18 protein-coding genes and 3 pseudogenes are annotated in these 21,429 nt (G+C 72.1%); 9 read left to right on the top strand and 12 right to left on the bottom strand.

Annotated elements, in window-relative coordinates:
* Window positions 1-48 precede the first annotated feature (48 nt).
* A complete protein-coding gene (locus ABZ079_RS34320; RefSeq protein WP_356943362.1) occupies window positions 49-615 on the bottom strand; it encodes a hypothetical protein in 567 nt (188 codons plus the stop codon).
* 571 nt (window positions 616-1,186) lie between these two features.
* Between ABZ079_RS34320 and ABZ079_RS34315 the strand changes: the two genes are divergently transcribed.
* Window positions 1,187-2,410, top strand: a complete 1,224-nt coding sequence (locus ABZ079_RS34315) for a hypothetical protein (RefSeq protein WP_356943361.1) — start codon at window positions 1,187-1,189, stop codon at window positions 2,408-2,410.
* Window positions 2,411-2,479: 69 nt separating this feature from the next.
* Here the strand turns inward: ABZ079_RS34315 and hflX are convergent, their stop codons facing one another.
* The 6 genes from hflX to miaA form a co-directional block, all read right to left on the bottom strand.
* Window positions 2,480-3,970 (bottom strand): GTPase HflX, encoded by a 1,491-nt coding sequence (gene hflX, locus ABZ079_RS34310; protein WP_356943360.1) that lies wholly within the window; start codon window positions 3,968-3,970, stop codon window positions 2,480-2,482.
* 157 nt (window positions 3,971-4,127) lie between these two features.
* Window positions 4,128-5,630 (bottom strand): M1 family metallopeptidase, encoded by a 1,503-nt coding sequence (locus tag ABZ079_RS34305; protein ID WP_356943359.1) that lies wholly within the window; start codon window positions 5,628-5,630, stop codon window positions 4,128-4,130.
* A gap of 142 nt (window positions 5,631-5,772) precedes the next feature.
* Entirely contained in the window at window positions 5,773-7,959 is a 2,187-nt protein-coding gene (locus tag ABZ079_RS34300; RefSeq protein WP_356943358.1) for an HD domain-containing protein, read from the bottom strand.
* Window positions 7,960-8,244: 285 nt separating this feature from the next.
* The gene (gene dapF, locus ABZ079_RS34295) at window positions 8,245-9,114 is read right to left on the bottom strand and encodes a diaminopimelate epimerase (protein ID WP_356943357.1); all 870 of its coding nucleotides are present in this window, start codon (window positions 9,112-9,114) and stop codon (window positions 8,245-8,247) included.
* A gap of 140 nt (window positions 9,115-9,254) precedes the next feature.
* Entirely contained in the window at window positions 9,255-9,758 is a 504-nt protein-coding gene (locus ABZ079_RS34290; RefSeq protein ID WP_356943371.1) for a hypothetical protein, read from the bottom strand.
* A gap of 107 nt (window positions 9,759-9,865) precedes the next feature.
* Window positions 9,866-10,804, bottom strand: coding sequence for a tRNA (adenosine(37)-N6)-dimethylallyltransferase MiaA (gene miaA, locus ABZ079_RS34285; protein WP_356943356.1), 939 nt, complete (start codon window positions 10,802-10,804; stop codon window positions 9,866-9,868).
* A 182-nt stretch (window positions 10,805-10,986) separates the two neighbouring features.
* On the opposite strand from miaA, the gene ABZ079_RS34280 reads away from it, so the two are divergent.
* The 3 genes and pseudogenes from ABZ079_RS34280 to ABZ079_RS34270 form a co-directional block, all read left to right on the top strand.
* Window positions 10,987-11,283, top strand: coding sequence for a hypothetical protein (locus ABZ079_RS34280; protein WP_356943355.1), 297 nt, complete (start codon window positions 10,987-10,989; stop codon window positions 11,281-11,283).
* 24 nt (window positions 11,284-11,307) lie between these two features.
* A pseudogene (locus ABZ079_RS34275) lies at window positions 11,308-11,535 on the top strand (antitoxin); the annotation flags it as partial.
* Window positions 11,536-12,054: 519 nt separating this feature from the next.
* Window positions 12,055-12,303, top strand: a pseudogene (locus tag ABZ079_RS34270) (MDMPI N domain containing protein); the annotation flags it as partial.
* A 51-nt stretch (window positions 12,304-12,354) separates the two neighbouring features.
* Here the strand turns inward: ABZ079_RS34270 and ABZ079_RS34265 are convergent.
* From ABZ079_RS34265 to miaB, 3 genes are read right to left on the bottom strand one after another with little or no spacing between them, the layout of a single operon-like run.
* Window positions 12,355-13,068, bottom strand: a complete 714-nt coding sequence (locus ABZ079_RS34265) for a class III extradiol dioxygenase subunit B-like domain-containing protein (RefSeq protein WP_356943354.1) — start codon at window positions 13,066-13,068, stop codon at window positions 12,355-12,357.
* A gap of 18 nt (window positions 13,069-13,086) precedes the next feature.
* On the bottom strand, window positions 13,087-13,374 hold the full coding sequence (locus ABZ079_RS34260; RefSeq protein ID WP_356943353.1) for a hypothetical protein: 288 nt from the start codon (window positions 13,372-13,374) through the stop codon (window positions 13,087-13,089).
* A gap of 53 nt (window positions 13,375-13,427) precedes the next feature.
* Window positions 13,428-14,957 carry a tRNA (N6-isopentenyl adenosine(37)-C2)-methylthiotransferase MiaB gene (gene miaB / locus ABZ079_RS34255; protein WP_356943352.1) on the bottom strand — a complete coding sequence of 510 codons (1,530 nt, stop codon included), beginning with the start codon at window positions 14,955-14,957 and terminating at the stop codon, window positions 13,428-13,430.
* A gap of 187 nt (window positions 14,958-15,144) precedes the next feature.
* On the opposite strand from miaB, the pseudogene ABZ079_RS34250 reads away from it, so the two are divergent.
* From ABZ079_RS34250 to ABZ079_RS34235, 4 genes and pseudogenes are all read left to right on the top strand, one after another.
* Window positions 15,145-15,240, top strand: a pseudogene (locus ABZ079_RS34250) (MBL fold metallo-hydrolase); the annotation flags it as partial.
* Window positions 15,241-15,604: 364 nt separating this feature from the next.
* Entirely contained in the window at window positions 15,605-15,964 is a 360-nt protein-coding gene (locus tag ABZ079_RS34245; RefSeq protein WP_356943351.1) for a DUF6204 family protein, read from the top strand.
* Between the two features lie 46 nt (window positions 15,965-16,010).
* Entirely contained in the window at window positions 16,011-16,454 is a 444-nt protein-coding gene (locus ABZ079_RS34240) for a MarR family transcriptional regulator (protein WP_356943350.1), read from the top strand.
* 275 nt (window positions 16,455-16,729) lie between these two features.
* The gene (locus ABZ079_RS34235; RefSeq protein WP_356943349.1) at window positions 16,730-18,163 is read left to right on the top strand and encodes a hypothetical protein; all 1,434 of its coding nucleotides are present in this window, start codon (window positions 16,730-16,732) and stop codon (window positions 18,161-18,163) included.
* A 126-nt stretch (window positions 18,164-18,289) separates the two neighbouring features.
* Here the strand turns inward: ABZ079_RS34235 and ABZ079_RS34230 are convergent, their stop codons facing one another.
* Entirely contained in the window at window positions 18,290-18,697 is a 408-nt protein-coding gene (locus tag ABZ079_RS34230; protein WP_356943348.1) for a MazG nucleotide pyrophosphohydrolase domain-containing protein, read from the bottom strand.
* Between the two features lie 294 nt (window positions 18,698-18,991).
* Between ABZ079_RS34230 and ABZ079_RS34225 the strand changes: the two genes are divergently transcribed.
* Window positions 18,992-19,990, top strand: coding sequence for a TAXI family TRAP transporter solute-binding subunit (locus ABZ079_RS34225; protein ID WP_356943347.1), 999 nt, complete (start codon window positions 18,992-18,994; stop codon window positions 19,988-19,990).
* A 23-nt stretch (window positions 19,991-20,013) separates the two neighbouring features.
* Here the strand turns inward: ABZ079_RS34225 and ABZ079_RS34220 are convergent, their stop codons facing one another.
* A complete protein-coding gene (locus tag ABZ079_RS34220) occupies window positions 20,014-21,429 on the bottom strand; it encodes a HAMP domain-containing sensor histidine kinase (RefSeq protein WP_356943346.1) in 1,416 nt (471 codons plus the stop codon).

The raw sequence follows: 21,429 nt of genomic DNA, 5'->3' as shown, positions 1-21,429 counted from the left end.
GGTGCGTCGGTGCGAGCCCGGCCGCAACAGCGCTCCGGGCGGTGCGTCTCACTCCTCGCACCCGTTGATGTCGTCCTCGCACCCTTCCACGTCAGCGGGGGTCACGGTGCTGAGGCGCCACCGCACGAAACCCTCGGCGGGCTGTCCTGCGGTGGAGATCCTGGCGGTGAAGCGGCCGCCGGCGGGGATGTTGAACTGGTCCGCCTCGCGGTCGCCGCACGTCACCTCCCACTCGCTTTCCGCGTCGTCCCGCGCGAGGGTCAGCGTCAGCGAACGGCCGGCGGGTGCCTGACAGGCGATGTCGAAGGTGTGGGGCCGGTCCCCTTTCGGCGTGAAGGTCTTGTCCAGTCCCCGCGCGAGGCTTTCCATGCCCTCGTCGACACGTGAGGCACCGTCGGCTGCCACGGCGTTCAGGGCACGTGTGGCCCGTCGCATGGCGTCTTCCCGGTCCTCCTTGCCCTCCCAGGTGGGAGCCGGGGTGGCGGTGGCCGAGCCCGAGGAGACCGTCTTCCCGGATTCGGTTGTCGCGTCTCGGTTCCTCTGCTCCGCGCAGCCACCCGTCAGGGCCGTGGCGGAGACGACGAGGGCGAGGGCGAGGCTGTGACGTGCGCGCATGGGACTCCAGTCGATGGAGGGGTGCGCCGCCGCGTGCCGGGATGCGCCCGGGACGCGGCGGCACGTCGGACACGGCTCGCCAGTGGCTGCCGTGGCGGTACGGCTCGGGGCCGCAGACCCGGGCGCGGGGGCGTCCGTGCGCCGGATGCCCGGGGCGGCCCCGCGGTGGGCAGCGGACCCTGTGCGGTGCGCTCGCCGCCGACGGATACGCGCGGCCCAGCGCGTGGGCCTGCCTGGCGCCGTGGATCGTCACCTCGCCGTCCGACCAGGGTACGAGCAAGTCGGCCACCGTCCGGTCCGCGGCTGCGCGCGAGGTGCGCGGCGTGACCCGAAGGTGAACCCGGTCGTGCTGCGGCCGAGGTGGGCAAGGTGCCCGGTCGGCCGGACGAGGACCAGGTCAGACAGCTCGTAGCGAAACCGTTGCCGTTCCATCGGAACTCCCCCACAGCGAGCGCATAGTGTGTGGTCCCGTTCCCAGAGAGCCGCGAGACCGGCATGAACTCCCCGTGAGTTCGCTGCCGGTGCCGGGGCTGAAGCGCCAAGTTCCTTCATAGCAGGGGGAGTCAAGAGCATGCGATCCATACGGCCGTCGTTCACCGTTCGGCGGGAGAGGGGCAGCCGCCGCACCTCCCCCACGCTGGCGGCGGTCGCCCTCGTCTCGGCGCTGGCACTGACCGCCACCGCCTGCAACGGCGACGACAACGCAGACGGCCGGCCGACCGCCACCGCGACCGCGGCGGGCTCCGGTGACGGCAAGATCCGGATCCCGGACGACCTCAAGGAGAGGCTCAAGGAGCACGGGATCGACATCGACAAGTGGAAGAACGGCGCCTGGAAGAACTGGAACAAGGAAGACTGGCTGCGCGAGGCCAACGACTTCGTCAACCCGATCATCAAGGGCCTGTGGGACCCGGACCGGATGCGGGACGCCGACGACCCGGACAAGGGCGTCGACGACAACGACATCTCCGGTGACCAGGGCGTCACGGACCCGACGCCGCAGCCGGTGAAGGCGCAGGCGGTCGCGGCTCCGTACCACTCCAACGCGGCCACTTCGGGCAAGGTGTTCTTCGACTCGCCCGAGGGCACCATGGTCTGCTCGGCGACGGTCGTGGAGGACCCGGCGCACCCGGGCAAGTCCAATATGATCTGGACCGCGGGTCACTGCGTGCACGCCGGCAAAAGCGGCGGCTGGTACCGCAACATCGCCTTCGTGCCGTCGTACAACAACGCCGGCAAGTCGACCGCGCAGCTGCAGGGCGCCAGCAGGTCCGAGGTCGCCCCGTACGGCGTCTGGTGGGCCGATGCGGCGCAGACCTCGCAGCAGTGGATCGACCAGGGCGGCTCGACCGGTGGCACCGGCGCCTCGTACGACTTCGCGGTCATCCATGTGACGCCGGAGCAGGGCAGCGGCGGCAAGTCGCTGGAGGAGACGGTGGGCGGGGCGCTGCCGGTGAACTTCGACGCGCCGGCCGTGCCGAAGGTGAGGACCATCACGGCGTCCGGGTATCCGGCGGCGGCTCCGTACGACGGTCAGCTGCTGTACCAGTGCCAGGACAAGCCGGGCCGCCTGTCCATCAGCAAGCCGGACCCGACGATGTACCGGATCGGCTGCACCATGACCGGTGGCTCCTCCGGCGGTGGCTGGGTGGAGACGGGCGCGGACGGCAAGCCGGCGCTGGTTTCCAACACGTCCATCGGTCCGGTGAGTTCGGGCTGGCTGGCCGGTCCCCGGCTGGGTGACGTGGCCAAGGGCGTGTACGACTCGGTCAGCAAGAAGTTCGCCGGGCGGTAGGACGGCTCGCACAGGCATGGCGAAGGCCCGCCGCCCGGAGGGGGTGGCGGGCCTTCGTGGTGTCGTGGGTCAGGCCGTGGAGACCGGTGCGTGGGGCGCCAGGTCCGCCGCCAGCTCCTCGTGCACCCGGACCTTGAGCAGGGTGCCCTCCGCGGTGTGCTCCTCGGAGATCACCTCACCCTCGGTGTGGGCGCGGGCGACGAGCTTGCCGTGGGTGTACGGCACGAGCGCCTCGACCTCGACCGAGGGGCGGGGCAGCTCGTTGTCGATCAGACCGAGCAGCTCCTCGATGCCCTGGCCGGTGCGGGCCGAGACGGCGAGGGAGCGCTTCTCGACCCTGAGCAGCCGCTGGAGGACCAGCGGGTCGGCCGCGTCCGCCTTGTTGATCACGACGATCTCGGGTACGCCGGTGGCGCCGACGTCCCGGATCACCTCGCGTACGGCGGCCAGCTGCTCCTCCGGGTCGGGATGCGAGCCGTCCACCACGTGCAGGATCAGGTCGGAGTCGCCGACCTCCTCCATGGTGGAGCGGAAGGCCTCGACCAGGTGGTGCGGCAGGTGCCGGACGAAGCCGACGGTGTCCGCCAGCGTGTACAGGCGCCCGCTCGGGGTCTCCGCCCGGCGGACGGTCGGGTCCAGGGTCGCGAACAGGGCGTTCTCGACCAGGACACCGGCGCCCGTGAGACGGTTGAGCAGGGAGGACTTGCCGGCGTTGGTGTAGCCCGCGATGGCGACGGACGGCACCTTGTTGCGCCGGCGCTCCTGGCGCTTGACCTCGCGGCCGGTCTTCATGTCCGCGATCTCCCGGCGCATCTTCGCCATCTTCTCGCGGATCCGTCGCCGGTCCGTCTCGATCTTGGTCTCACCGGGGCCACGCGTGGCGAGGCCGCCACGACCGCCACCCATCTGCCGGGACAGCGACTGGCCCCAGCCGCGCAGCCTCGGCAGCATGTACTGCATCTGCGCGAGCGCGACCTGCGCCTTGCCCTCTCGGGACTTGGCGTGCTGGGCGAAGATGTCCAGGATCAGGGCCGTACGGTCGATGACCTTGACCTTGACCACGTCCTCGAGCTGGATCAGCTGGCCCGGGCTCAGCTCACCGTCGCAGATGACGGTGTCCGCGCCCGTGGCGAGGACGATGTCCCGCAGCTCGGCGGCCTTGCCGGAGCCGATGTACGTGGCCGCGTCGGGCTTGTCGCGGCGCTGGATGACGCCGTCGAGCACGAGCGCGCCCGCGGTCTCCGCGAGGGCGGCCAGCTCCGCGAGGGAGTTGTCGGCGTCCTGGGCGGTGCCGGTGGTCCACACTCCGACGAGCACGACCCGCTCCAGGCGGAGCTGGCGGTACTCGACCTCGGTGACGTCCTCCAGCTCCGTGGAGAGGCCCGCGACGCGGCGCAGGGCCGCGCGCTCGGAGCGGTCGAACTGGTCGCCGTCCCGATCGCCGTCGATCTCGTGGCTCCAGGCGACGTCCTCTTCCATCAGGGCATCGGCCCGAAGACCCTCGGGATAGGCGTGCGCGAGGCGCTTGGTGTCCTGGGAAGGGGAAGAAGAGGAGGTCATTGGATCCTTACGTCGATCGGGATGCCGTTACGGCGTCGGTGGGCGGTCACCACGACCGCTCGTCATGTGCAACGCACGGGTACCCCGGGAGATTCCCGTGTCCCGTGTCGCGCCGACCTGAAGATGGTCGCACGGGACGGCACGTCTCGTCACGGGGTTATCGCTGGGCGGGCGCCTTGGTGGACTGGTTCGCCGGCAGGGGCTTCCAGTCCGGGTGTCCGGGCATCGGCGGGGTCTTCTCGCCATACAGCCAGGCCCGGAAGAAGCCGCTCAGATCGCGGTCGGCGACCGCCGAGGCCAGCTGGACGAAGTCGGCGGTGGTGGCGGTGGAGTCCCGGTGTCCCTGGACCCAGCGTCGTTCCAGCCGTGCGAAGGCCGGCCCGCCGATCTCCTGCCGCAGGGCGTACAGCACGAGCGCGGCGCCGTCGTAGACGTTCGGCCGGAAGATGCCGATCTTCTGGCCGGGGGTGGGCGCCTTGGGCCGGGCGGGCGGGCCGCCGGCCTCGCGCCAGCGGTCGGAGGCGCCGTAGGCGGCCTTCATCCGGTCCTCCATGGGCCGGTGTGCCGTCTCCTCGGCGTACAGCTCCTCGTACCAGGTGGCGTGCCCCTCGTTCAGCCAGACGTCGGACCAGGTGCGGGGGCTGACGCTGTCGCCGAACCACTGGTGCGACAGCTCGTGCACCATGATCGACTCGACGTACCACTTGGGGTAGGCGGGCTCGGTGAACAGGTCCTTCTCGAAGAGCGAGAGGGTCTGCGTCTCCAGTTCGAAGCCAGTGGACGCCTGCGCCATGAGCACGCCATAGGTCTCGAACGGGTACGGGCCGACCTTGCTCTCCAGCCAGGCGATCTGATCCGGCGTCTTGGCGAGCCACGGTTCGAGGGCCTTGCGGTCGGCGCTGGGGACGACGTCGCGGACCGGCAGGCCGTGCGGTCCCTGGCGGCGCACTACGGCGGACCGGCCGATGGACACCTGGGCCAGTTCGGTGGCCATGGGGTGCTGGGTGCGGTAGGTCCAGGTGGTGGTGCCCCCGACCCGCTTCACACCGACGGGCAGGCCGCCCGCGACGGCCGTGTAGGCGTTCGGTGCGGTGATCTGGAAGGTGAACAGCGCCTTGTCGGACGGGTGGTCGTTGCACGGGAAGACCAGATGGGCGGCGTCGGCCTGGTTCGCCATGGCGAGGCCGTCGGAGGTGCGCACCCAGCCGCCCTGCTGGTCCTTGCCGGGGACGGGGTCGCTGGTGTGCCGCACGGTGATCCGGGTCCAGTTGCCCTTCCGCAGGGGGCGGTCGGGGGTGATGACCAGGTCCTCGCCGGCGCTGGTGAAGTCCGCGGAGCGTCCGTCGACCTTGACGGACCGGACCGTGCCGTGCGCGAAGTCGAGGTTCACCCGGTTCAGGTCGGTGGTCGTCCAGGCGTTGATGGTGGTGACGGCCTGCAGCGGCTTGTCGTTGGTCCCCGGGTAGCTGAGGGACAGGTCGTACGAGGCCACGTCGTAGCCGGGGTTGCCCAGGTAGGGGTAGAGCCGGTCGCCGACGCCCAAAGGCTCGGCCGGGGCCGCGGCGGCGAGGAGACAGGCGGAGACGGCCGAGGCGAGCAGGGCCGCCTTCCGGTGCCGGGAGATCCGGGGGTGGGGCCTGGGGCCTGGAGTGAGCAGCATGGACCACCGCTATCAGGGACGTGTCCGTGCTAGGGCGGCGACACGCGCCCGACGCACCCGAACGGGTCGGTGCCCGGGGACCTTCTGCTCACCTCCCCCGGCCGCCTGTTCGCCTCCGTGAGGTCTCCTGGTCCAGCAGCCTTCAGTGGGCCGGTGCCTGGTGCTGGGCCCGGTTGACGTCGTACACCCCGGGCACGTCCCGCATGGCGCGCATCAGGGCCGGGAGGTGAGCCGCGTCGGGGAGTTGGAGGGTGTAGGTGTGGCGTACCCGCTGCTGGCTGGGCGGTTCGACGGTGGCGGAGACGATCTCGGCGCCCTCCGAGGCGATGGCCTCGGTGAGGTCGGCGAGGAGATGCGGGCGCCCGAACGATTCGGCGACCAGCGTGACGCGGCACGCGGCGGTGTCTCCCCAGCGCACGCCGATCTCGACGCGCCCCCGGCTCTTCATGTGCGCCACCGCAGCGCACTCCGCGCGGTGCACGGTCACCACTCCCCCGCGGACCGTGAAGCCGGTGATCTCGTCCGGAGGTACGGGCGTACAGCACCCGGCGAGCCGTACGGGCGCCCCGGGCCTGTCCACGAGGACGTCGGCACCGCGGGGACGCCCCGCCGGGGCGCTCTCGGCGGTGCTGTCCGTGGGGCGCGCGGGGGCGGTGTCCTCGGCGGGTTCAAGACGGCTGCCGCTCGTCTCCCCGGTTCCGGCGCCACCGCCGGGATGTGCCGCCAACCAGCGCTGGATGGCGATGCGGGCGGCCGGGGTGTGGGCGTGCTCCAGCCACTCGCGCGAGGGCTCGGAGGCGGGGTCCTGGCCCATCAGCAGCTGGACGGTGTCACCGTCCTTCAGGACGGTGCTGAGGGTGGCGAGACGGCCGTTGACGCGGGCGCCGATGCAGGCGTGCGCGTCCTCTCCGTACTGGGCGTAGGCGGCGTCCACGCAGGTGGCGCCCTCGGGCAGGCCGAGGGTGCCGCCGTCGGGGCGGAAGACGGTGATCTCACGGTCCTGGGCGAGGTCCTCGCGCAGGGTGGACCAGAAGGTGTCGGGGTCGGGGGCGGCCCGCTGCCAGTCGAGAAGGCGGGAGAGCCAGCCGGGGCGGGTGGGGTCGGCGCGCTCGCCGTCGGCGGGATCGTCGGACCCGGGGGCGTAAGGGTTGCCCAGCGCGACGACACCGGCCTCGGCGACCTTGTGCATCTGGTGGGTGCGGATGAGCACTTCGACGACCTGGCCGTCCGGCCGGGCCACGGCGGTGTGCAGCGACTGGTAGAGGTTGAACTTCGGTACGGCGATGAAGTCCTTGAACTCCGAGACGACCGGCGTCATACAGGTGTGCAGTTCGCCCAGGACGCCGTAACAGTCGGCGTCCTCGTTCACCAGCACCAGCAGGCGGCCGAAGTCGGTGCCGCGCAGCCGTCCGCGTTTACGGGCGACGCGGTGGACGGAGACGAAGTGCCTGGGCCGGATGAGGACTTCGGCCGGGATGCCGGCCTCGCGCAGCACACCGCGCACCTCGTCGGCCACCTCGGCGAGGGGATCGCCCTGCCGGGCGGCGTTCCCGGCGATGAGCTCCCTGGTGTGCTCGTACTCCTCGGGGTGGAGGATGGCGAAGACCAGGTCCTCCAGTTCGGTCTTGAGGGCCTGCACGCCGAGGCGTTCGGCGAGCGGGATGAGGACGTCACGGGTGACCTTGGCGATCCGCGCCTGTTTCTCGGGGCGCATCACGCCGAGGGTGCGCATGTTGTGGAGGCGGTCGGCGAGTTTGATCGACATCACGCGCACGTCGCTGCCGGTGGCGACGAGCATTTTGCGGAAGGTCTCGGGCTCGGCGGCGGCCCCGTAGTCGACCTTCTCAAGTTTCGTGACACCGTCGACGAGATAACGAACCTCCTCGCCGAACTGTTCCCGTACCTGTTCCAGCGTCACATCGGTGTCCTCGACGGTGTCGTGGAGCAGCGAAGCCGTCAGCGTCGTGGTCTCGGCGCCGAGTTCGGCGAGGATCAGGGTCACGGCGAGCGGGTGCGTGATGTACGGCTCGCCGCTCTTGCGCATCTGGCCGCGGTGCGAGGACTCCGCGAGGACGTAGGCACGGCGCAGGGGTTCGAGGTCGGCGTCGGGGTGGTGGGCGCGGTGCGCCTCCACGACGTGGCTGATGGCGTCGGGCAGCCTGCCACGGACGGCGGGGCCGAGCAGTGCGGCCCGGCCGAGCCGGCGCAGGTCGATCCGGGGCCGGGACTTCCTGCGGGCCGCCGCGGGCGCCGCGGACGCTGTGAGCGCCTGTGGCGCTGTGGGCGCTACCGGGCCAGGGGTCGCAGGGTTCGTGGCCTCCGCACTCATGGGCACCTCCGGCTCGTGGACCGGCGGACGGGGCCCCCAGGGCGTACGCGGCTCAGGGATTGGCGACGTTCCCCCGTCCGTGCCGGTGCTTGATGCTATCGAGCCGACCACGCGCGACCGACCGCCTCTCGCCGAGCGTGAAACGGATCACCCATTCGAGCGACGGAAAGGAGGTTTAGGGTTTGCGCCATGTGCCCTGGACTCGGCCGCGGTTTCGAACGGCCCCTGCCGCGGGGACCTGCTGTTCCGGGCTGGCGGGACCGTCGTTCGCCGGCTCTCGCCAGGTCAGCGCGGGGCGTTTTCCAGCCACTCGGCGTCGATCTCGCCCTCGGCGACGATCACGGCGGGTCCGGTCATCTCGATCTCGCCGTCGGGTCGTTCGGTGATGACCAGGCGCCCGCCGGGCACGTCGACGGTGTACGTCGCCGGGGTGCCGGTGACGGCCGGGTCGGCGCCGTCGCGCCGGGCGGCGGCCACGGCGACGGCGCACGCACCCGTGCCGCAGGAACGGGTCTCGCCCGAGCCGCGCTCGTGCACGCGCATGGCGACGTGGCGGGGGCCGCGGTCGACGACGAACTCGACGTTCACACCGTCCGGGTAGGCGTCCGCCGGGCTGACCGGCGGCGGGTCGAGCAGGCGGCCCGCGTGCGCGAGGTCGGCCACGAAGGCGACCGCGTGCGGGTTGCCCATGTTCACGTTGCGCGCGGGCCAGCTGTGCTCGCCGACGCTCACGGTGACGTCTCCCTCGGGAAGGCGGGCGCTGCCCATGCCGACGGTGACGTCGCCGTCCTTCGCGATGTGGACGGTCCTGACGCCCGCGCGCGTGGCGATCGTGAGATCACCTTCGGCCACATGCCCGGCGTGCTGGAGGTAGCGCGCGAACACACGGACGCCGTTGCCGCACATCTCGGCGATCGAGCCGTCACCGTTGCGGTAGTCCATGAACCACTCCGCCTCGTCGGCCATCTCCGCGGCCTCCGGGTGCGCGGCGGACCGCACGACGTGCAGCACGCCGTCGCCGCCGATGCCGGCCCGGCGGTCGCACAGGGCAGCGACGGCGGCCGGGGTCAGGTCGAGGGCGTTCCCGGGGTCCGGGACGATCACGAAGTCGTTCTCGGTGCCGTGACCCTTGAGGAAGGCGATCCGCGTGCTCATTCCTCGATCGTACGGGAGCGGAGCGCTCCGCTGGGAGGCCGACGGGAGGCAGCGGCCGGTGCCGGGCGGCAGCCGGAACCGCGCGGGGGCAGGGCCGTCTGCGGCTGGTCGCGTAGTCCCCCACGCCCCTCCAGGACGCCTCAGCGGAGCCTTGCGACGCGCCACACGGCAAGAACCACCACCACGGCCACCAGGAGCAGGTAGGCGAGCACGACCCGCCAGTCGGGGCGGCGGCCGGAACCGCGCGGGGGCAGGCCCGGACAGGTGTAGCCCACCCGGCGGGCGGCCATCATGCCCCAGCCCGCGGCGCAGGAGCAGATCAGCAGGCCGAGCATGGCGATGACGGCGCCGCTGTCACCGAAGTCGAAGGCGAGCGGGAAGGCGAACATCAGGGAGCCGACGGCGGAGAGTCCCACGATGGGCGCGAGCTGCCACAGACGCAGTCGGCGCTGCGGGCGCAGCTCGACCTCGACCTCCGGCCCGGCCGGGTACATCTCCTCCGGCGCCGGCCCGTCGGCGGTCACGCCGCCCGGCGTCTCGTCGGGTCCGTCGTCGGCCAGGCGGTCCTCGGCCTGATCCGGTTCGTCACCGTCGGTGGTGACGTGCTCGGCACTTTGTGCGGTGTCGCGAGGGCCGGCCTCCATCGCCACGCGCCCTCCCAACTAGGCTCCACTTGGTCGATCGAAGCTCGATGATGGCACGGCACCGAAGGCCGCGATGACCGGCGGCGCATCCCGATGCCATCACGTGATCAGGCTGTGACCGGCCGCTCGACCAACGTCAGGGCCTGCTGCGGAAGTTCCCCGCGGTCCGCCGCGGCACCACTCAGCCAGCGCACCCGGGGATCGCGCCTGAACCACGAATCCTGGCGGCGCGCGAAGCGCTTGGTGGCGCGTACGGTCTCGGCCCGTGCTTCCGCTTCGGTGCACTCCCCGGCGAGCGCCGCGAGCACTTGCTGGTAACCCAGCGCGCGCGCCGCCGTGCGCCCCTCGCGCAGCCCCTGCGCCTCCAGGGCGCGCACCTCGTCCACGAGGCCCGCGTCCCACATCCGGTCGACCCGGCGCGCGATGCGGTCGTCCAGTTCCGGACGCGCCACGTCGACCCCGATCTGGACGGTGTCGTAGACGGAGTCGTGGCCGGGCAGGTTGGCGGTGAAGGGCTGGCCGGTGATCTCGATCACTTCCAGGGCCCGGACGATACGGCGGCCGTTGCTGGGCAGGATCGCGCGCGCGGCCTCGGGGTCGGCGGCGGCCAGGCGGGCGTGCAGCGCACCGGAGCCGCGCAGCGTCAGCTCCTCCTCCAGGCGGGCCCGGACCTCGGGGTCGGTGCCGGGGAACTCCAGGTTGTCGACGGCACCGCGGATGTACAGGCCGGAGCCGCCGACCAGGATCGGCCAGCGCCCCTCGGCGAGCAGCGCGTCGATCCGCGCGCGGGCCAGTTTCTGGTATTCGGCGACCGAGGCGCTGACCGTCACGTCCCAGATGTCCAGCAGGTGGTGCGGTACGCCGCCGCGCTCCTCGGGCGTCAGCTTGGCGGTGCCGATGTCCATCCCCCGGTACAGCTGCATGGAGTCGGCGTTGACGACCTCGCCGCCGAGCTGCTGGGCCAGGAAGACACCGAGATCGGACTTTCCGGCCGCGGTGGGACCGACGACGGCGATGACGCGGGGGGCGAGGGGTGCGCTGCTCACCGCACCAGTCTCGCAAACCCGCGGACGCGGTCTCGAACGAGTTACGTGACGGTGGGGAGCCGGGGTCGTTGCCCGAGGCGAGTGCCGCCTGCCGGAGCGCCGGTGGCGGTGACCCGGGCGGCACAACTTGACGCACGGGGTTACGCGGGAATTCGCCCGCACGAGTACCGTATGGAGTGGATATGGGCGTGTTTGCACGACTCCTCCGCAGGTCGAAGGCGGCTCGGGAGGCGTCGGCCGCCGAGGCAGAGGCCGGCAGGGAGCCGGAGGGAGCCGAGGCGGCGGCAGCGGAGCCGGCGGAGGCCGGGGGAGCCGAGTCGGCGAAGGCGAAGGGCTCGGCCGAGGACGGACACGAGGACGCGCCGGCCCGGCCGGAGGCCGGTACGGACGACCACGCGTCCGCGAGCGCCGACATCCCCAAGCAGCAGTCCGCCGAGGAGGCCGCCGACAACGAGACCGGCGACGGCGCCCGAAGGTGACTGTCCCGCGAGGGAAGGTGGACCATGGGTCTGTTGGACAACGTGAAGAGCAAGCTCACTCCGGCCAAGGACAAGGTGTCGGACCTCGCGCGGCAGCACGGCGACAAGGTCCAGCACGGCATCGACAAGGCCGCGAAGGTCGTCGACGAGCGGACCAAGGGCAAGTACAGCGACAAAATCCACGCGGGTACGGATAAGGCCAAGGAGGCGATGGACCGCCTCGCGCACAAGGAGGGCCCGGGGGCGGCTCCCGGCGGCCCCACGGTCCCCACCGGGCCGGGAGAGCCGGGGATGGCCACCGGCGATCCGACGGTCCCCAGCCGGCCCGAGGACCCAGGGATGGCAACCAGCGACCCCACAGTCCCCACCCCGCCCCAGGACCCAGGGATGGCAACCAGCGACCCCACAGTCCCCACCCCGCCCCAGGACCCAGGGATGGCAACCAGCGACCCCACAGTCCCCACCCGGCCGGAGGACCCGGGGACGGCAACCGGCGACCCGAGGGACCCCACCCGGCCGGAGGGCCCACCGCCGACTTCCTGAGGGGCCTTCCGAGGTTCCCGGATTGCTCGGAAACGGTGGGGTGCCTCACCTCAACGGCAGGTGATCGTCTTTTCAGCACGGGTACTGCCACAAGGCCCCGGTGATCGGCGCATGTGATGGCGGACGGCCGCGGAGCGGAACGGCTCGCGGCCGTCCGCCGTTTCCGCCCGCGGCAGGCGCCGGCCGCCACGGCAGAGGGCCGGCGTGCGCCCATGCCGCGCGCCGAGCATGCCACTTCCATGGCAGAGCGTGGCTCACCCCCGCGGCGGAGCGCGGCCCACCCCCAGGGCAGCGCGCCCGCACCTCGGCGCCTGGGCGCCGGCCGCCTGCCCGGCGGCGGAGACGGCCGCCGTGGAGGAGCACCTGGGCGCCTGCGGAAGCCGCGCCGACGAGGCCCGCCGGCTGCGCGAGGCGGTCGGACCGCTGCACCAGCCGGAGACCCTGGACCTGGATCCGGGGCTGCGCACCCGCACCCTCGCCCTCGCCCTCGCCCTCGCCCTCGCCCTCGCCGCGGCCAGGTGCCCGGCGCTAGGACCAGGTCGCGACCAGGTACCCCACGCCGTACGGCGCGTCCTCGTACAGCAGTGCGCCGCTGAGGCCCGCGCCCTCGGCGGCTCCGGCCAGGACCTGCCAGGGGGCACGGCCCGAGGCCTTCAGCTCGTACGCCAGCTCGGCGTCCAGCGCCTGGACGGCCCAGAGATCCGCCGCGCCCAGCGCCCGTGCGACCTCCGCGTCGAAGGGTGCCGCCCGCTCGTCCAGGTACCCCGGCGCCTTGACCGTGCGGCACGCGCTGGCGTCTCCCATCACCAGCAACGCCACTCGCGCTGCCCGGGCTCCGATCTCCCTCCCGACCTCGATGCACCGCTCGGGCGCGAGCGGCTCCCCGATGCCGAGCCCCTCGATGGGGGCATCCGCCCAGCCGGTCCGCTCGAGCAGCCAGGCGCCGACGGCCAGCGGGGGCGGCAGTTCCCGTTCGGGGACGGCATCCGTGGCGCGGCCCAGGCGCACGTCCAGGTCGACCCCGAACCCCCGGAAGGAGCCCGGGGTGCCCTGCGGAAACGGCCCCCGCCCGCTCTGCTCGGCGGGCCCGATCACCACCAGCAGGTCCGGGCGGGCGGCGGCGAGCACACCGAGTGCGTCCGCGCACGCCGCACGCGCGGTGTCCAGTTCGGGCGCGGCACCCGCGGCGACCTCGGGCACGAGCAGGGGAGGGCAGGGGCAGACTGCGGCGGCGACAAGCATGATCGGCAGGGTACGCGGTCAGTAGGTAATCGGCCCCGAGTCCCACTCCAGCTCGGTGAACAGGAAGTGGTACGTGAACACACCGCCGGACGAGCCGTCCCCGACCAGCATCCAGCCGTCACCCGTGCGGTACCGGCGCATCCGCACCGGATACATCGGATGCCGGGGCTGGTACAGGCGCACGAACTCCGCGAACCGCGCCTCGGCCTCCTCGCGGGCGCCGTCGATCGTGGCCATCAGCTCGTACTGCTTGCGGTATGGCCCCTCACCAGGCGGTTTGTCGAGCAGCAGCGCCCATCGAGCCACCGGCCCGTCCTCCCCCGTGTTCCGATCGTCGACAGTGGTCCGGCCGTGCCCGGTCAGTCGCAGCCGCAGCCGCTGCCCGTGGCGACCGGCAGCGGTGCCGGTACGCCGATCTTCGGCAGGCCGAGCATGACGCCCGCCGGCTGGGCGGCCTCCGCGGCGTTGCGCTTCTCCCAGGCGTCCCCCGCGCGCGTGCGGCGCACGTCGAGAACGGGCCCCTCGGCGAGGAGGTGGTGCGGGGCGGCGTAGGTCACCTCGACGGTGACCACGTCACCGGGGCGCACCTCCTGCTCGGGCTTGGTGAAGTGGACCAGGCGGTTGTCGTGGGCGCGGCCGGAAAGGCGGTGGGTGGCGCCGTCCTTGCGCCCCTCGCCCTCGGCGACCATCAGTTCCAGGGTGCGGCCGACCTGCTTCTTGTTCTCCTCCCAGGAGATCTCCTCCTGGAGGGCGACGAGCCGCTCGTAGCGCGCCTGGACGACCTCCTTGGGGATCTGGTCCTCCATGGTCGCGGCCGGGGTGCCGGGGCGCTTGGAGTACTGGAAGGTGAAGGCCTGCGTGAACCGCGCCTCGCGCACCACGTGCAGCGTCTGCTCGAAGTCGTCCTCGGTCTCGCCGGGGAAGCCCACGATGATGTCGGTGGTGATGGCGGCGTGCGGGATGGCGGCCCGGACCTTCTCGATGATCCCGAGGTAACGGTCCTGCCGGTAGGAGCGGCGCATCGCCTTCAGGACGGTGTCCGAGCCGGACTGCAGCGGCATGTGCAGTTGCGGCATCACGTTCGGCGTCTCGGCCATGGCGGCGATGACGTCGTCGGTGAAGTCGCGCGGGTGCGGCGAGGTGAAGCGGACGCGCTCCAGCCCCTCGATCTTCCCGCAGGCGCGCAGCAGCTTGCTGAAGGCCTCACGGTCGCCGATGTCGGAGCCGTAGGCGTTGACGTTCTGGCCGAGCAGCGTGATCTCCGAGACGCCCTCGGCGACCAGCGCCTCCACCTCGGCGAGGATGTCGCCGGGACGGCGGTCCTTCTCCTTGCCGCGCAGGGCCGGGACGATACAGAAGGTGCAGGTGTTGTTGCAGCCGACGGAGATCGACACCCAGGCCGCGTAGGCGCTCTCGCGCCGGGTCGGCAGGGTGGACGGGAAGGCCTCCAGCGACTCGGCGATCTCGACCTGTGCCTCCTCCTGGACGCGGGCGCGCTCCAGCAGGACGGGCAGCTTGCCGATGTTGTGCGTGCCGAAGACGACGTCCACCCAGGGCGCCTTCTTCACGATGGTGTCGCGGTCCTTCTGCGCGAGGCAGCCGCCGACCGCGATCTGCATGCCGGGCCGCGAGGACTTCTTCGGCGCGAGCCGGCCGAGGTTGCCGTACAGCCGGTTGTCGGCGTTCTCACGGACCGCGCAGGTGTTGAAGACGACGACGTCGGCGTCCCCGTCCGATCCTTCGGGCGCCCGCACGTACCCGGCCTCTTCGAGCAGCCCGGACAATCGCTCGGAGTCGTGGACGTTCATCTGGCACCCGTAGGTGCGGATCTCGTAGCTCTTGGGTGCGTGAACGTCCACTGCGGGGCTCCGGTCGCTGCTGCTGGTCATGCCCTCAAGGGTAGGTGCTTCCGGAAGGCCCTCGGCGAGTGCGGTCCGCACACCCGCGCCGTTCCCGGGCCGGCCACGGCGCCCCGGGGTCCCGTCCGGGGGCACTGTGTGGCGGTGATCCCGTGCGAGGACGCGACGGGGCACGTCGTTCCGGCCGTTTGCCGCATTCGTCCGACCGTGAGAGCGGTTGGGTTGGTACGTGGACGCCCGCCGCACCAACTGTGACGCCGCCCGACAGTCCGCACCCGGACTGATCGGCGAGTCCGGAGGAAAGTCGCCGATCTGCGGCTGCCGCGCGATGAGGCAGAGACACGACGCGCGGGCTCATCTCAGGAACGCGGCCGCCACACCCGCGTCGACCGTGATGTGCAGCCCGGCGGCTGCGGACGCTGGCAGAACGCACCCGCCTGCTCCGCCCCCGCCCCATCGACTTGACGGCCATCCGCTGGTGACGGAACGGTTCGGAGAAACGCCGGGATCCACACGTACGGCGCCGGCCTCGGGGGTCGTGCCTGTGCTACCGGATCGTTCCGAACGGCCGTGCGGTGCGCGGCCGGGATCCCGTCCCGGTCCGCCACCGCGAGTGGGCGTGCCGACCGCCGGAAACCCGGTGGAGGGCCCACCCCCGCTGTGCCTAAGGTCGCGGGATGAGTACCCGGACCTTCAGAATCACCGTGCGCGGCGTCTTCGACGGCCTCACCGACGCCCAGCGGGCCGCGCTGCTGGCCGACGCCGCCGCACACGACGTGCTGCGCGCCGCGTTCACCCCCGAGGGCAACCTCACCTACGACATCGCCGCCCGGCCGGCCTTCGTCTTCCGCTTCTCCGACACCGGGGAGGAGGAGGGAGACATCCTGGAGGCGACCGAGCGGGCCGAGGATGCGGCGAAGGCCTGGCTGTCCGAGCGCGGCTACGGCTTCAAGAACCTCCGGTCCACCGCCGAGGACCTCTCCCAGGCACCCCTGGGCAAGCGCCGGCGGCGGGCAGCGCGTTCACTCGGTTCATAAGCTTGAGGAGTCAAGGAGATGGCAATGAGTATCGGGGGCGGCAGCCATGAGTGAGGCCCTGGACGCGGCGCTTCGGCTCGTGCGGGCACAGGCGGCGCTCGTACGGCGGTTCGACGCCCGACTGAGCGGGCTGCACGGCGTCAGCCTCGCCGACTTCACCCTGCTGCTGCGCCTGGGGCAGGCGCCGGGCGGCCGGATGCGCCGGGTCGACCTCGCCGAAGCGCTGGGGCTGACGGCCTCGGGAGTCACGCGCGGACTGGCTCCGCTGGAGCGGATCGGGCTGGTGACCCGCGTGCCGGACGCCCGGGACGCGCGGGTCGCCTACGCCTCGCTGACCGGGACGGGCCGCCAGCGGTTGCAGGAGATGCTGGCCACGGCTGAGGAGACCGCCACCGAGATCTTCGCCGGCGCGGCGTGGGTCCAGGAGGACATCGCGCTGCTCTCCGGTCTCCTGACCCGGCTCGGTGGCACCGGGCTCTCCGGCCGCTGACACCCGAGAAGGGCGCGGGACACCGGCTACTCCCGGACGGTCGCCCGCGTCCCAACTCGCCTCACTTGCCTCGGCTTTGAGTCATACCTGACGTGAACTCACCGTGGCGCAGGTCACCTTGGGTTGTGACCGGTTTGCGAGGGAACAGCGGGTGCGGCCATGGCATGCTCATGGCCCGTCACCGAGGTACCGGCCGGTCCTGCCCACAAGTAGACCGTTCGCCGGAACCTCTCTGCCACCCCCCACTTCACTCAGGACCGACCTTGCGCAGACGCATGAGGCACAGGCGTGCCCTGCTGCCCGCCCTCGCCGTGACCACTCTCTTCCTCGCCGCGGCCTGCTCCTCGCCGACACCGCACGCCGAGCGGTCGGCGGCCGGCGAGCACAGCCAGCAGATCAAGGCCGACGACCGTCCCGCCGACGGCACGGGCCACTCGCTCACCGTCGCCGCCGCTCCCACCGCCACCCCGGCCGCCACGGCGACCGCCACGGCGAGCCCGGGCGGCGACGGGCAGCGAGCACACAGGACGAGACTCACCGTCAGCTCGTACGACAGCCACACACGGCGTGCCGTCATCTCCGACAAGCCGAACGGTAAGGAGAGTTCCCCGAGCAGGCCCACTCCTTCCGCCGGCTCCTCCGCCGGACCGCACGAAACCGCCGTGGGCGACGTGATCGCCAGTGCGCCGGCGCCGGGGGCGCCGCACGGGCTGCTCGCCGAGGTCACCAAGGTGATCGGTGAGACGGAGCGCGGCACCGAGGTGCAGACCAAACCGGCCACGCTCAACGCGCTGCTGGGCGATGACACGGCGAAGGGCGACGTGCCCGTCGACCCGTCGTCGTTCACCGTCGACAAGCTGCTGCCCGATGTGAACGTGTCCTGGTCGAAGGCCGGTGACGTACACGTCGGCCCCAAGGGTGCGACGGTGCCGCTCGGCAGCCTCCGGCTCGACGTGAGCGCCGAGGTGCCGGCAGTCCAGGGCGCCTCCGCTTCCGCCACCGCCTCGGTGAAGGGCTTCGTCCAGGTCGCCCCGCAGGTCGACTTCGCCTACGGCGGCACCGGGACCGGCGCGGCGCCCGGTTCGGCGTACCTCGGCGTGTCCGGTGACTGGACCTCCGGGTGGGCGGTCAAGGGCCGTGCCGCCGCGGCCACCGGAACCCCGCTGCGCATCCCCTTCGCCAAGCTGCACGCCGACCCCGTTCTGCAGGTCGGCCCCGTCCCCGTCGTGGTCAACCTTGACCTGACCTGCTACCTGCAGATCAGCGTCGACGGGCACGTCACCGTCGACGTCGAGCAGAGCCTCAAGGGCGGCTTCAAGGCGGGCGGGACCTTCGGCCTGGCCAAGGGATGGACGCCGGTCAGCTCCTCTGACTTCACGAGCACCCCGGTGCGCGCCTCCGTCACCACCGCCGGGACCCTGAAGACGGCGCTCGGCGCCGAGGCCACGGTGGGCCTCTACGGCACCGTCGGCGTCACCGCCGACCTGGCCCCGTACCTGCGCGGCGAGGCCTCCGGAACGGTCACCGCCTCCACCGACGGAAGCAAGCCGAGGGCGGAAGGCGCGTGGAGCGTGTACGGCGGGGTCGACCTGTCCGGGACCCTGCGGCTCCAGCTGTCCATATTCGGTACTCCGGTCATCCAGCGGAACGTCCCGCTGGGCGCCCTGCACCGCGAGTGGAAGCTGGCGGGCGGCTCCCTGTCGTCGTAGGCGCCGGGCGCTGACCTCGCCACGGTGACGGGGCAGGCGTGGGACGTCGCCCCGCCGCGCACGCGTCGACCTCGCCACCGCGACAGGCGCCGGATCTCCTCACCGTGCCGGGCGCCGGCGCGGGTGTCAGGCTGCGCCGCCCGGTATCCACCCCTGGCGGCGCAGCACGGCCGACACGTCCGGCGCCCGGTAGTGCTCTCCCCTGAGGACCTTGCCGTCGGCCCGGCGGGCGACGTGACCGTCCGGGCCGAGTTTGCTCATGTTGGCGCGGTGGATCTCGGCGATCACCTCGTCCAGGTCGATGCCGTGGACCAGAGCCGTGCCGTACGCCACGTAGACCACGTCCGCCAGCTCGTGCGCGAGGCGGTCCAGCGGGCCCTCGACCGCGACCTCGGCGACCTCGGCGGCCTCCTCGGCGAGCAGTTCCCCGCGGTGGGCGGCCAGCGCGGGGGACACCTCCCTCGGCGTGCTGCGGGCGTCGAGGCCGAAGGCGAGGTGGAACTCACGGACGAGGTCGGCGGGCGAGGTGCTCATACGGCGACTCTAACGGCCACCACTGACAAAGCCTTCCGCCCTTTCACCTGCCCCCGAGCGGTCCCGCCGGACCCTCGACCGATCCCGCCCGAGCCTCGACCGGCCCACCGGCCTCCTCGATCGGCCCGCCGGATCCCCGAGCGGTCCCACCGGATCCCCGAGCGGTCTTCGCCACCCGGGAGCGGCTTCCCCGGCCCCTGAGCGGCACATCTCCCGGCCCCTGAGCGGCGCCTCTCCGCCCCGGAGTGACCTCGGCCCTGGTCAGCAGCGCGCGTCGCCTGGCAGGATCGCCGCATGTCCAAGGTGTTCCCCCGAATCAGCAGGCGCCGGGCGCTCCAGAGCGCGGCCGTCGGTGTGGTGGCCCTCGGGCTGCTGCTGTGGTGGCTGCTGCCCTTGGGTGAGACGCCGCCGAGCGGAACGATCGTCTTCAGCACGGGCACGCCCCGGGGCGTCTACCAGGAGTACGGCGAGCGCCTGCGCACCGAGCTGGCCAAGGACATGCCCGGGCTGGAGGTGAAGCTGCTCAACAGCGCCGGTTCGCAGGAGAACGTCCAGCGGGTGGCGACCGGACAGGCCGACTTCACCATCGCGGCGGCCGACGCCGTGGAGACGTACGAGCTCCGGAGCGGCAGTGGTGCGGGGCAGCTGCGCGGGGTGGCCCGGCTCTACGACGACTATGTGCATCTCATCGTGCGACGGGGCTCGGACATCAAGAGCGTCGCGGATCTGCGGCACCGGCGGGTGGCGACCGGGCTGCCCGACTCCGGCGTGCGGCTGATCGCCAACCGGGTACTGAGGGCGGCCGGCATCGATCCGCACAAGGACATCACTCCGGTCGCGGACGGCATCGACACCGGGCCCGGCCGGCTGCAGCAGGGAAAGATCGACGCCTTCTTCTGGTCGGGTGGGCTGCCCACGAAGGGGCTGCTCACGCTCGCGAAGAAGTCCGCCTTCACGTTCGTGCCGATCGACGGTGATCTCATCGCGAAGCTGCACAGCCAAGGGCAGGGGGCGCGCTACTACCGGGCCACCAGCATCCCCGAGTCCGCCTACCCGGCCGTGCAGCAGGGCACGCCGGTGCCGACGATCGCCGTGTCCAACCTGCTGATGACCCGTACGGACATCGACCCCCGGCTGATCGAGTGGGTGACGCGCACCGTGATCAAGAGCCGCGACGGCATCGGCGCACACGTCCACTCCGCGCAACTGGTCGACCTGCGCACCGCCATCTACACGGACCCGCTGCCCCTGCAGCAGGGCGCCCGGCGCTACTACCGGTCGGTGAAGCCGTAACCGGTCCGCCATCGAAGGGGTGCCTAGGACTCCTGCCGGCTCTCCGTGTCCCGCGGTACCGAGACCGTCACCCGCAGCCCTCGCGGCTCGTGGTGGGCGTAGTCGATCGAGCCGCCGCCGGCCGCGAGCAGGGCGCGGCTGATGGACAGGCCCAGGCCCGAGCCCTTGACGTTCTGATGGCGGCCGCTGCGCCAGAAACGGTCGCCCACGCGCGCCAGTTCCTCGTCGGTGAGGCCGGGGCCGGTGTCGGTGACGACGACCATGGAGGTGTCGCCGTCGGCGGAGACGGTGACCTCGACGGTGCCGCCCTCAGGGGTGAACTTCACGGCGTTGTCGATCACCGCGTCCAGCGCACTGGACAGGGCGATCGGGTCGGCCCAGGCGGTGGTGGGCGGGCAGTCGCCGGTCAGCCGGACGCCCCTTGCGCGGGCGGCGGGTGACCAGGCGGCCACCCGCTCCTCGGCCAGGGCGCCGATGTCGGTCAGCCGGAGGTCGGCGTCGGCGTGCTCGGCCAGCGCCAGGTCGAGCAGGTCGTCCAGGACCTGCGTCAGGCGCTTGCCCTCGGTGCGGACCGACGCGATCTCCTCGTTGTCCTCGGGCAGTTCGAGGGCGAGCAGTTCGATGCGCAGCAGCAGCGCCGAGAGCGGGTTGCGCAGTTGGTGCGAGGCGTCGGCGACGAAGGCGCGCTGCTGCTCCAGCACGGACTCGACGTTGTCCGCCATCTCGTTGAACGAGCGGGCCAGCCGTCTGAGTTCCGGCGGCCCGCCGGCGGCCGCGACCCGGGACTTGAGGCGTCCGGTGGCGATATCGTGGGTGGTGGCGTCCAGGATCCGTACGGGTTTGAGCACCCAGCCGGTCAGGCGCAGCGCCGCGCCGACGGCGAGGAGCATCGCCGCGATCTCGCCGGCCCCGATGAACAGCCAGCCGCGCAGGATCCGCGACCGCATCTGCCCGGTGGGCGAGTCGGTGACCACGACCGCCACGACGTCCCCGTCGCGGATCACCGGCGAGGCGACGATCAGCCGGCTGCGCTGCCAGGGCCACACCTGCTGCGGGTCGTGGCTGCGCCGGCTGAGCAGCGCCTCGTCGAACGCCTCCCGCATCTCCCCCGCGCTCGGTACGAACCAGTCGCCGGGTGCGTTGGCCATCGCCGAGTCGTTGCGGTAGAAGACGCCGGCGCGGATGCCGTAGACGCCGTAGTAGTTCTCCAGCTCGCTGCGCAGGGTCTCCCCGCGCTCGTCCCTGGTGGTGCGGCGGGAGCCGCTGGGTCCGTCGGTGACGAACTGGGCGAGCGCGGCGAAGCGTGCCGTGTCGTCGATCCGGTCGACCACGACCCGCTGCTGCTGGGCGGCGGCCACGCTGACGGCGAGCGGGATGCCGAGCGCGAGCAGGACGGCCGCCAGCAGGACGATGAGCAGCGGGAGGAGCCGTGTGCGCAC

The organism is Streptomyces sp. NPDC006314 (assembly GCF_040613075.1).
Classification (GTDB): domain Bacteria; phylum Actinomycetota; class Actinomycetes; order Streptomycetales; family Streptomycetaceae; genus Streptomyces.
Note: the sequence above shows the minus strand (reverse complement) of the source record. Positions and strands in the feature narration are given on the sequence as shown.